The following is a 10,717-nucleotide window of genomic DNA, read 5'->3' on the forward strand; positions in this document are numbered from 1 at the left end:
ATGTTGTGCCGGGGGAGGAAATAGGCGCCCTCGCGCAAGGCGGCCGAGCAGAAGGCGTCGGCCTTTTTGAATTCGGCATCGCCGTCGAAGAGCACCATCGGCATCGACACCGGGCCGGTCTGGCGAAGCGACAGGCCATGCTTCTTCGCTGCCGCATCGAGGCCTGAGCGCAGCCTGTCGCCGGCTTCAGTCATCCTGGAGATGGCGTCGGTGTCGCGCAGCGTGTTGATGGTGGCGATCGCGGCGGCCATGGCGACGGCGCCATACCAGAACGACCCCGTCACATAGACCTTGGTCGCGGCTTCGCGAAACCGGTCGGTGCCGGTGATCGCGGCAAGCGGATAGCCATTGGCGATCGCCTTCGAGAAAGCGGACAGGTCCGGCCGTACGCCGAGCGGTTCCCAGCTGCCGGCGAGATCGATGCGGAAGCCGGCCCTGACATCATCGACGATCAGCGCCGCGTCGGCGGCGGTGGTGAGCTCGCGCGCCCGTCTGGCGAAGGCGGCGGTCGGCAGTTCCTGGTCGCGGGCGATATCGTGGCGGAAAGCGGTGACGACGACGGCGGCAAGATCGCTGCCGGCCTGCTCGACGGCTGCCTCGAGGCTGGCAACATCATTGTAGTCGAAATGGACGATATGGGCGCGGTCCTCGGCGGTGACGCCGGCGAGCGAAGGCGTGCACCACGGCACGGCGCCGTGATAGGAGCCGCGCGCGACCAGCACCTTGCGCCGGCCGGTGCCGGCGCGTGCGATCGTCACGCAGGCCGTGGTGGCGTCGGTGCCGTTCTTCTGCAGCATCGCCCAGTCGGCATGCGCGACGGTCTTGACCAGCAGTTCGGCCAGCTCGACCAACACCTCGCCAGGGCCGTTCATCGCATCGCCCAGGCGACGCTGCCGCTCGGCCGCTGCCTCGACCGCCTGGTGATGGTGGCCGAGGATATTGGGGCCCCAACTGCACATCAGGTCGATGTACTCGCGGCCATCGACATCCCAGACCCGGCAGCCGTCGGCGCGCTCGAAGAATTGCGGATAGGCGGAGCCGAGATAGCGCGTCGCCATGTGCCCCCACATGCCGCCCGGAATGACCGAGGCCGCGCGCTCGCGCAGCAACTGGTCTTTGGAGTTGATCAGGGAAGTCATAGCGAGTTCTCCGCGTATTGATATATCATATATTGATCTTAATGCTGGAAGAACAGGATTTGCTGACCGTCCAGGATGAGGAAGCGGGAGGCGGCTGGCCGCCTCCCGCATCTTTTCGCTCAGTGGCTGAGTTCCGCCAGCGGGAGGTTGCAGCAGGCGCTGTAACGCACGCCCTTGACGTCCGATTTGTAGGCCAGGATCAGGTTCGGGCTGATCAACGGCAGGATGATCCTGTCCTTGATCATCTCCTCGCCGGCCTGATGCCACAGCTTGGCGGCCTCGTCGCCGCTTGCCGCAAGGGCTGCCTTGTAGATATCCGCTTCCTTCGGATTGAGCACCGACGGGTCGCGCACCGCGCCGGCGCGGCGCGCCCACGGGCTGCCCTTGGTCATGGCGAAATAATCGACGTATTGCGACGTGCCGTAATAGTCCGGCGCGTAGAACACCGCCGTCATCGGGATGCCGTCGCCATTGACGCGTTCGCGCCAGTTGGCGAAGGGGATCGGCTGCAGGTCGAGCTTGATGTTGATCTTGGCCAAATCCTGCTGAACCTTCTGCATCAACAGCGACAGATCGACGCCATAGACGTTCATGCCGGGAAACGCCGCTTCCATCTCGAAGCCGTCGGCATGGCCGGCCTTGGCCAGAAGTTCCTTTGCCTTGGCGACGTCATAGGGTTGCGCCTCGAAGCCCGAACCGCCGGGGAAGCCGAGCGGGATCGGTGCGCTGATCAACTGGCCCTCGGAGCCGATGGTGAAGTCCAGGATGCTCGGACGGTCGAGACCGAGCGAAATGGCCTCGCGCACTTCGGGCGTCAGCGGAACCTTGTTGGCCTTGGCGCCGGGCGACAGCGCCACATAGATGAAATTGTAGGACGGCACGGTCTCGATTTTCACGTCGCTGCCGGTCATCGTCTTGGCCGTGTCCGGGTCGATCTGCATGGCGATGTCGGCGGTGCCGCTCTGCAGCATCTGTGCCTGCGCCACCGCATCCTTGGTCTGGCGGATGACGACTTCGCTCAGCGCCGGCGCGGTGCGCCAGTACTTGTCGTTGCGCGCCAGCCGCAGTTCCGAATTGGGCTCATAGGATTTCAGCACGAACGGCGCGCTGCCGGCCGAATGCGCCAGGAACCAGGCCTCGGCATTGTCTGTCGTCGAAGCGTCCGCATCGGCCTTGGCGCCGGCTTCGGAAGCAACCTTGCTGTTGACGACCGCTGCGTAGGGCGCCGCCGCGATGTTGAGGAATTCGGAGCTCGGCGCGACCATCTTGACGACCACCGTATGCGCGTCCGGGGTCTCGATCGAGGCGACATTGTCCATCAGGAACGAGGCGCTGCCCTTGAGGTTCTTTAGCCTCTCCCAGGACCATTTCACGTCCTTGGCTTCGACCGGCGAACCGTCCGAGAATTTGGCGGCCGGGTCGAGCGTGAAGGTGAAGCTGCTCTGGTCGGCATTGCCTTCCCATTTGGAAGCGAGCAGCGGGATCAGCTTGTTGTCCTTGTCCAGCGTCAGCAGCGATTCATAGACGCTGGAATTGTAGATCTGGCAGGTGTCGCAGAAGGCGCGGTGCGGATCGAGCGAGTTGAGGTCGATGTTGCGCGCAATGACCAGCGGCTTGCTGTCCTGCGCGAACGTGGCCGGCGCCCAGAAGGCGCTGGTGGCCAGCAGCACGGCTGCCAGCATCTTCGCCCTGGTCTTGTTTCTCTGTAGGATGCTCATGTCAGTTCTCCCATTTTCTTGTCGGATCTTTGTGGCAATGCGTTCGCTCTATCCACCCACGGCAGTGAGGGATTGAAGCGCGGCCTTGAGCTTTTCAGCGCCGCCCAGTGCGGCGCGGTTGAGCGGGGCCGATACGACGGGAGCCGAGAGGCTTCCCGTCACATGCAGGATCTCGTGATCGAGATAATCGAACACGCGATCCTGAATCTCCTGTGTCAGTCGTCCGCCAAGCGATAGCCCACGCTGCACCTGTTCGATGACGGCTACCCGGTTGGTCTTGCGGATCGAGGCCTCCACCAGCGGCCAGTCGAGCCCGGTCGGGTCGAGGCTGCGCAGGTCGATGATCTCGGCATCGACGCCGGTCTCCTCGACCACCTGGCTGGCGACGGCAACCATGCTGGCGCTGGTGAGCAGTGTACAGGCGCTGCCCGGCCTGACGATCTTCGCCTTGCCGAGCCGCACGCAATAGTCGCGGTCGTCCGCAGGCACAGGGCCTTCGCTCGGGAACAGCTCGACATGCTCGATGACGACGACCGGATCGTCGCATTTCAGCGCTGAATTCATCAGGCCGATATAGTCGAAGGGCGTCGTCGGCGCGACGATGCGCCAGCCGGGAAACAGGGCGAACAGGCCGGACGGATCGCCCGAATGCTGCGAGCCGTAGCCGGTGTGCGGCGAGACGCGCACCCTGACCACGATTGGCACCGGAAAGCCGCCGCCGAACATGTGGCGCACCTTGCTGACCGCGTTGAACAGCTGGTCGGCGGCAACCAGGCAGAAGTCGCCGAACATGATCTCGACGATCGGCCGCAAGCCGCAAAGCGCTGCACCCAGCGCCACGCCGACAAAGCCATTCTCGGCGATCGGCATCGCCAGCACACGCTCCGGCCAGCGCTCCAGCGCGCCCTTTGTGGCGCCCGAAACGCCGCCGCGCAGCCGGTGCACATCCTCGCCCATGATGATGATGCGCGGGTCCTGCTCCATGGCGCGAGCGATGACCTCGGACGCGGCAACCATGAACTTGACCGGCCTGGTGTCGGCCGGCGGCACGTCCTCGATCTCGAGGAAGCGCTCGCCCTTCAGTTCGGAAAGATCGCCGCGGATCTGGTTGTCGACGTCGCTTGGGTCCGGCCACAGATGATCAGGAATGCGCAGCGCGTTGCCGCTCATCTCGGTCAGGGAATCGGCAGCGGTGTTGACCGCCTCCATGACGCGCTGGTCGAGTGTCCCGAGGTCCGAAGCGTTCAGGATGCCCATCGTCTTCAGGCGAGCCGCCATCGTCGCAAGCGGGTCGCGCGCTTTCCAGACGTCTTCCTCGGCGCGCGTGCGGTAGCCGAATTCGCTGCCCGGGCGGGCGCCGCTCTGGTGTAGAAACCGATAGCAGAGCGCCTCGACCAGCACCGGGCCGCCGTCTTCCTCAATCGTCCGGCGCGCCTCGCGCATGGCATGGTGGACTGCCACCACATCCATGCCGTCGCATTCGATGCCACGAAAGCCGAGCATAGGTCCGCGCGAGGCCAGCCGCGTCTCGCGCGTCTGCTCGTTGATGTGCGTGGAGACGGCATAGAGATTGTTTTCGGCGAAAAAGATCACCGGCAGCCGGTAGAGCGCGGCGATGTTCATCGCCTCGTAGGCCGGTCCCGCCATCATCGTGCCGTCGCCGAAGAAGGCGACCGAGATGTTGCCGGTGCCGAGCAGTTTGTTGGCGAGCGCATAGCCCGCCGCGTGCGGCAGGTTGCCGCCGATAATGGCGCTGGTGCCTGGGATGCCGGAGGCATCGTCGCGCATATGCATCGAGCCGCCACGGCCGCCGCAATAGCCTGACTTGAGGCCCATGATCTCGGCCATCAGGCCGCGAACCGATCCCTGCATGCCTGGGTTGAAAGCATCATGCAGCGGGTCGAATCCGCCGGGCGTCTGCGCGTTGACAAGCTTGGCCAGCACCTGGTGATGGGCACGGTGGGTGCCGTTGATGCGGTCGCCGGTGCCGAGCACGGACATGGCGCCGACCGCCGTGGCCTCTTGTCCGATGCTGGCGTGGGCCGGACCATGCACCAGCCCGGCATGGGCCAGATCGAGCACCTTTTCCTCGAAACGGCGGATGAGCAGCATCTGGTGATACCAGCGCACCAGGCTCGACACCTCGGCGTCGGTCCAGTCCGAATCATCGACATCTAGCCGCAACCAGGGCGCCGATGGCTGGATCGATGTCTGCTGGACCATGTCAGCTATTTCCGTTCTGGTAGATGATATATCAAATATTTTCTTAGTCGATTGGGCCGTTCATTTTTCCTGGGGCACGATGCTGGCTAGAAGGTTGCAGGCAAATGGAATTAAATTTCATTTTTGCGAGAAGGCAAAGACTAAGCCGGGACGGCGCGGTTCCGCAAGAGGAATTTTGAGACTGCTAGCAGTGCCGATGTCGGTTTCTTGGGCCGACAGGTTTTCTAACGTATTGGATGTTGGTATGATATAATCACACCGACATTATAGGAGAAATCATGGCTGCCACCGAAAAGCGCACCTTCAGCCTGCCAACAGAGCAGGCTGCTTTCATCGACCGTCTCGTTGAATCAGGAACCTACGCGACCAGCAGTGAAGTGATCCGCGCCGGCCTTCGCGCCCTGCAAGAGCGCGACGCGGCCGTAGAGCGCTGGCTCCGCGAGGAGGTTGTGCCGACCTATGACAGGTGGAAGGCGGATCCTTCCCGAGTTATCCCAGCCAACCAGGCTTTTGACGACATCCGCGCTCACCACGCCGCCCGCTTTAAGAGGGATGTGTGAAGCGCCGGCATATTGTTCTGTTGCCGGAAGCCTTAGCGGACTTAAGATGGATATACGACACCATCGAGATCGCCGCCGGCAACGTCACGGCCATACGCTATATCGAGCGTATCGAAGCCTACTGCCAGGGTCTCGACTACGCCTCGGAGCGCGGAACACGCCGTGACGATCTGCGGCCAGGGCCTTCGGGTTGTCGGTTTCGAGCGCCGTGTAACGGTGACCTTTACAGTCGAATCCGACCAAGTGGTGATCTTCCGTGTGCTCTATGGCGGCGCCAATTGGGAGGATGAGCTCTAACCTGCAACGGGAAAAGCGTAACCCGCTTAGCTGTCCGAACCCGGGCTATCGGTCGACCCGATGCTGGAAGAACTGCAAAAACAATTCCCGCTCCGTGGTGATGTCGAGCTTCTCATAGATGCGCCGGCGATGGTTCTTGACCGTGCCGACGGTGATGCCGAGGCGTTCGGCGATGTTGGCCGTCGGGTGACCGGCGAGGATCAGTTGGACCAACTCCCGCTCGCGCAGTGACAGCTCCGGCCACAGGCTGGCTGGAATGGTCGGTTCCTGGCGGGGCGAGGCGCCGAGGCCTGTCGGCGCTGACGTGCGGGAGAATTCCGTTCCGCGCGCCTTGATGTCGAGCGCATGCAGCGCCTCGAACACCGGCAGCCGTTCATCCAGCAGGGCGATCTCGCTGTCTTTGAATAGCGTGGTCGAGCGGTCGAGGAAGATGCCGAGGCACCAGTCGCCGCCGTCCGCCAGCATGATGCCGACCTCGTCGCAGATCTCCGACTGCGCCAGGAAGCCGGCTATGTACTGGCCGCGCTTGGCCTCATCGTTGGCAAGCCGTTTCAGCGGCATGATGCCCAGCCTTCGCTCGCGTCGCCACGACGCATAGAACGGGTCGAAGACATAGTAATTGTCGAGATAGCGCCGGACCATTTCGTCCGAGAAGCGTCGGTGTTTGATGAATTCGGGTGTCTGCGTCGTCGAATAGCGCGTCACCGTGACGAGGTCGTGCTCGATATCCGCGCCGATCAGGTCGATCAGGCAGTCGACATGCCTGTCCGTGCCGGTGGCGGCGATCGCTTTGGCGAGCGGCGCCCAGATGGTCCCCATGCGCATGCCCTTTTTTCGGCGATGTCAGCTCAGCCGTCATTATGTCTTTAGGCATATGGCGCGAAGCCGCCCATCGAATCTAGCCTTGCGTCAACCTAGACCAGATCCCGAGGCGACCGTGACCCAACCCAATCTCACCGGCCCCATCGTCGGCAATCCAATCGTCATCGGTATCGACGCCGGCGGCACCATGACCGACACGATTCTTGTCGATCAGGACGGCCACTTCAAGATCGGCAAGTCGGCGACCACGCCGAAGAACGAAGCCGAAGGTTTTCTCGCGTCTGCCGAGGACGCGGCGGATGCCTGGGGCATCTCGCTGGAATCATTGTTTTCCGGCGTCAACGTCGTGCTCTATTCCGGCACCGGCATGCTCAACACACTGTTGTCGCGCACCGGCCGCCGGCTCGGCCTGATCACCACCAAGGGCCTTGAGGACATGATCCTGATGGGCCGCGGGCTGCAGGCCTGGGCCGATTATTCCTACGCCGACCGGCTGCACGCGGTCACGCATCATCATCCCGATCCGCTGGTGCCGCGCCGCCGCACGCATGGCGTCACCGAGCGCATCGACCAGTTCGGCGACGTCGTGCTGCCGCTCTACGAACACGAGGTCTCCATCGCCGCGAAAAAATTGATCGCCGACAAGGTCGAGGCGATCTGCATCATGACCATCTTCTCGCATGTCAATCCGGTGCACGAGAAGCGCATCGCCGAGATCTGCCGCGCGGAGGTCGACAGGGCCGGCGCCGACATCATCGTCTACACCAGCCATGAGGTCCGCCCGGTCATCCGCGAGCAGTCGCGGCTGAATTCGGTGCTGATCGAGGCCTACGCCACCTCGCGCGGCCGCAAGCAGCTTAGGGGTATCGAGGACGTCTCGAAGAAATACGGCTTCAAATATGGCGTGCAGACGCTGCTCTCCTTCGGCGGCCTGACCTCGATCAACCATCCGCGCCTGCACGAAACCATGATCTCCGGCCCGATCGGCGGCATCCTCGGTGCTGCCTATGTCGGCAAGCTGATCGGCAATGATTCGCTGATCTGCTCGGATATGGGCGGCACCTCTTTCGACATGGGCGTCATCACACGCGGCCAGACGCGAATCGAGAACGAGCCGCTGATGGACCGTTTCAAGCTCAACGTGCCGACGCTGCATCTCGACACGATCGGCGCCGGCGCCGGCATGATCCTCAAGGTCGATCCCCTGACCAAGAAGGTCTCGCTTGGGCCGGAAAGCGCCGGCTCGGATCCCGGTCCGATCTGCTTCGATCGCGGTGGCACCGAGCCGACCATCGCCGATTGCGACGCCATCCTCGGCCGCCTCAACCCACACTATTTCCTGGGCGGCAAGGTCGTGCTGCAGGTCGAAAAGGCGCGCCGCGCCTTCGAGGAAAAGTGCTCCAGCGTGCTCGGCGTTGGTGTCGAGGAAGCCGCGGAAGGCATGATCGACATGCTGGAGTCCGATGCCAACAACGCGCTGCGCCGGGTCATTTCCGGGCAAGGCATCCATCCCTCCGAATTCACGCTGCTGTCCTATGGCGGCTCGGGACCTTTGCATCTGGCCGGCTGCTCCAGGGGCATCGGCTTCAAGGACATCATCACCTTCCAGTTCGCGGCCGCCTTCTCCGCCTTCGGCTGCACCACGGCCGATTTCATGCGGCGTCATTCCGTCTCCACCCAGCACGACATCCCGTCACGCGCCGACGAGGCTACGCTGGCCGCCTTCGGCGCCAAGGTCACCACGGTCTGGAACGACCTGACCAAGGCAGCGGTCGACGAGATGATCGCCGACGGCCATACCAGGGAGAAGATCAGGACCGTGCCGTTCCTGATGATGCGCTACACCGGCCAGCTCGAGGACGTCGAAGTCATGGCGCCGCTTGCCAAGGTCGGTTCGGCCGACGACATGCGCAGGGTTATCGACGAGTTCGAGGCGGTCTATGCCAAGGTCAACCATCGCGTGTCGCGTTATGGCGAAGCCGGCTTCACCATCACCGAACTCGGGCTGATCGCCACCGCCGACAAGGTCAAGCCGGTGCTGCTCAAGCGGCCGCTCGGCGCCTCCAACCCGGCAGCCGCCCACAAGGGCGTGCGCGAGGCCTATATCGGTGGGCGCTGGCACAAGGCCAATCTCTACGAGATGGATCTGCTTCAGCCAGGCCACGAAGTCATCGGCCCGGCCATCATCGAACATCCCGCCACCACGCTCGTCGTTCATCCGCAGGACCGTGTCCATGTCGATGAATGGACGCTGCTGCACTACACCCACGCTTGAGAGGGCGACCGCCATGTTGGACAAACCTGCCTCGGCCCTGCGCCTTCGCGAAAGACTGCTCGATTCCGAGCGGCTGATGGAAGAGACCGGTTGCTATGACGGCATTACGGAACTCACGCTGCGCAACCAGGATCCGCTGAAATTCGAGACGCTGCACACCAAGCTACGCGCCTATTGCGTCTCGGCGCGCGAAATGGCGCGCCGCATCTCGGCCTCGCCCGGCGTGCGCGAGGTCGGCGAAATGGTGGTCGCCATCTACACGCCCGAGGGCGACGCCATCGCTCTCTCCAACGGCATCATGGTGCACGTCCATACGATGAGCCGCTTCATCAAATGGATGATCAAAAACGGCTACGAGGACAACCCGCGCATCCGCGAAGGCGACATTTTCGCCAACAACGACGCCTTCATAGGCACTGTGCAGGTGCCCGACGTGATGGACGTGGTGCCTATCTTTCATGAAGGCACGCTTGTCGGCTGGGCCGGCGCCGTCTGCCACGAGCTGGAGGCTGGCGGCATTACCCCAGGCGGTGATGTGTGTCTCGCGCAGGAGCGCTTCACCGAGGGTCTGTTCGTCTGCGCCGAGAAGATCGGCGAGAACGACGAGATCCGCCGCGACTACGTCATCCGCTGCGAGCGCAATCTGCGAATGCCGATCTACTGGGTGCTCGACGAGAAGGCCAAAGTCGCATCCTGCATCGACATGCGCGAAAGCGTCAAGCAGCTGATCTCCGAGATCGGCCTCGACTACTGGATGAAGGTGTCGAAGGAGTTCATCGAGGAAGGCCGCCGTGCCCAGCTCGCCCGCACCCGCCAGCTCACCGTCCCCGGAATCTATCGCGGCCACACTTTTTACGGCCACGTCACCGCAGGCAAACCCGGCTTCCAGCTGCTCGGCGATCCGGACTGGCTCTACAACATCCCGATCGAGATGGAGATCACCACCGACGGCAAGATCACCATGGACTTCGAGGGCACGCAGCCCTGGGGCTACCATTCGATGAACTGCACGCCGGCCGGCATGGATGGCGGCATGTTCGTCACCTTGACCCAGCACATGAATTTCGAAGGGCTGGTCAATGACGGCGCGTGGATGGCGACCGAACTGAAACTGCCGCACGGCACCTGGACCAACCCCGACAACGAGATGGTGGCGACCGCCACCTCATGGGCTTTGCTGCTGCCGGCCTATGGCGTCTTCCAGCGGCTTTTGTCGCGCAGTTTTGTCGCCCGCGGCTTCGTCGAGGAGGCCTTCGTCGGCCAGGTCAACAGCCCGATGATCGAGATGGGCGGCGAGAGCCAGTACGGCACGCCGTTCGGCATGGCCCATTTTGAATGCGCCGCCGCCGGCTCCGGCGCGCTCGCCATCAAGGATGGTCTCGACACCGCCTATGTCGGCTGGAACCCGGAATCCGACATGGGCAACATCGAGGTCTGGGAACAGTCGATGCCGATGGTCTATATCGGCCGCTCGATCGTGCCCAACTCCGGCGGTGCCGGCAAATATCGCGGCGGCTGTTCCTTCGTCTCGACCTGGCTGATCAACAAGACGTCGCATCTGCGGCTCCACACCTCCGAACATTCTTCGCGCGTGTTCGACAATGGCGGCATGTGCGGCGGTTATCCGGCGCCGACCTGCCAGAAGCATCCCGCCGTGCGCAACTCCGACATTCACGAAATCGC

8 protein-coding genes and 1 pseudogene are annotated in these 10,717 nt (G+C 63.2%); 5 read left to right on the top strand and 4 right to left on the bottom strand.

Features of this window, described 5'->3' with window-relative positions:
- The 3 genes from EN964_RS12500 to EN964_RS12510 form a co-directional block, all read right to left on the bottom strand.
- Positions 1-1,139: aminotransferase class III-fold pyridoxal phosphate-dependent enzyme (locus EN964_RS12500; RefSeq protein WP_127276406.1), on the bottom strand; the 1,139-nt coding region annotated here is incomplete at its 3' end.
- A gap of 119 nt (positions 1,140-1,258) precedes the next feature.
- Positions 1,259-2,821 (bottom strand): ABC transporter substrate-binding protein, encoded by a 1,563-nt coding sequence (locus EN964_RS12505; RefSeq protein ID WP_164749072.1) that lies wholly within the window; start codon positions 2,819-2,821, stop codon positions 1,259-1,261.
- 84 nt (positions 2,822-2,905) lie between these two features.
- Positions 2,906-5,080, bottom strand: coding sequence for a thiamine pyrophosphate-dependent enzyme (locus tag EN964_RS12510; RefSeq protein WP_127267758.1), 2,175 nt, complete (start codon positions 5,078-5,080; stop codon positions 2,906-2,908).
- Between the two features lie 278 nt (positions 5,081-5,358).
- Here EN964_RS12510 and EN964_RS12515 point away from each other — a divergent pair, with 278 nt between their 5' ends.
- The 3 genes and pseudogenes from EN964_RS12515 to EN964_RS39225 all read left to right on the top strand — a co-directional run bounded on the left by EN964_RS12515 (position 5,359) and on the right by EN964_RS39225 (position 5,937).
- The gene (locus EN964_RS12515) at positions 5,359-5,640 is read left to right on the top strand and encodes a type II toxin-antitoxin system ParD family antitoxin (RefSeq protein ID WP_023811572.1); all 282 of its coding nucleotides are present in this window, start codon (positions 5,359-5,361) and stop codon (positions 5,638-5,640) included.
- Positions 5,637-5,777, top strand: a pseudogene (locus EN964_RS39220) (type II toxin-antitoxin system RelE/ParE family toxin); the annotation flags it as partial. The gene EN964_RS12515 and the pseudogene EN964_RS39220, both read left to right, overlap by 4 nt.
- A 25-nt stretch (positions 5,778-5,802) precedes the next feature.
- Positions 5,803-5,937, top strand: a complete 135-nt coding sequence (locus EN964_RS39225) for a hypothetical protein (RefSeq protein ID WP_306663811.1) — start codon at positions 5,803-5,805, stop codon at positions 5,935-5,937.
- Positions 5,938-5,982: 45 nt separating this feature from the next.
- Here EN964_RS39225 and EN964_RS12525 read toward each other — a convergent pair whose 3' ends face one another.
- A complete protein-coding gene (locus EN964_RS12525; protein ID WP_127267759.1) occupies positions 5,983-6,762 on the bottom strand; it encodes a LuxR C-terminal-related transcriptional regulator in 780 nt (259 codons plus the stop codon).
- A gap of 112 nt (positions 6,763-6,874) precedes the next feature.
- Between EN964_RS12525 and EN964_RS12530 the strand changes: the two genes are divergently transcribed.
- Both EN964_RS12530 and EN964_RS12535 read left to right on the top strand, forming a co-directional pair.
- Positions 6,875-9,034 carry a hydantoinase/oxoprolinase family protein gene (locus tag EN964_RS12530; protein WP_127270869.1) on the top strand — a complete coding sequence of 720 codons (2,160 nt, stop codon included), beginning with the start codon at positions 6,875-6,877 and terminating at the stop codon, positions 9,032-9,034.
- Positions 9,035-9,047: 13 nt separating this feature from the next.
- On the top strand, positions 9,048-10,717 hold a 1,670-nt coding region (locus EN964_RS12535; RefSeq protein ID WP_127276408.1), incomplete at its 3' end, for a hydantoinase B/oxoprolinase family protein.

This window comes from Mesorhizobium sp. M7A.F.Ca.CA.001.10.2.1, from assembly GCF_003998575.1.
In the GTDB taxonomy this organism is placed as follows: domain Bacteria; phylum Pseudomonadota; class Alphaproteobacteria; order Rhizobiales; family Rhizobiaceae; genus Mesorhizobium.

Coding starts and splice junctions, on each gene's coding strand:
- EN964_RS12505 (WP_164749072.1), bottom strand. CDS start 2,821: ATGCTGGCAGCCGTGCTGCTGGCCACCAGCGCCTTCTGGGCGCCGGCC.
- EN964_RS12510 (WP_127267758.1), bottom strand. CDS start 5,080: ATGGTCCAGCAGACATCGATCCAGCCATCGGCGCCCTGGTTGCGGCTA.
- EN964_RS12515 (WP_023811572.1), top strand. CDS start 5,359: ATGGCTGCCACCGAAAAGCGCACCTTCAGCCTGCCAACAGAGCAGGCT.
- EN964_RS12525 (WP_127267759.1), bottom strand. CDS start 6,762: ATGCGCATGGGGACCATCTGGGCGCCGCTCGCCAAAGCGATCGCCGCC.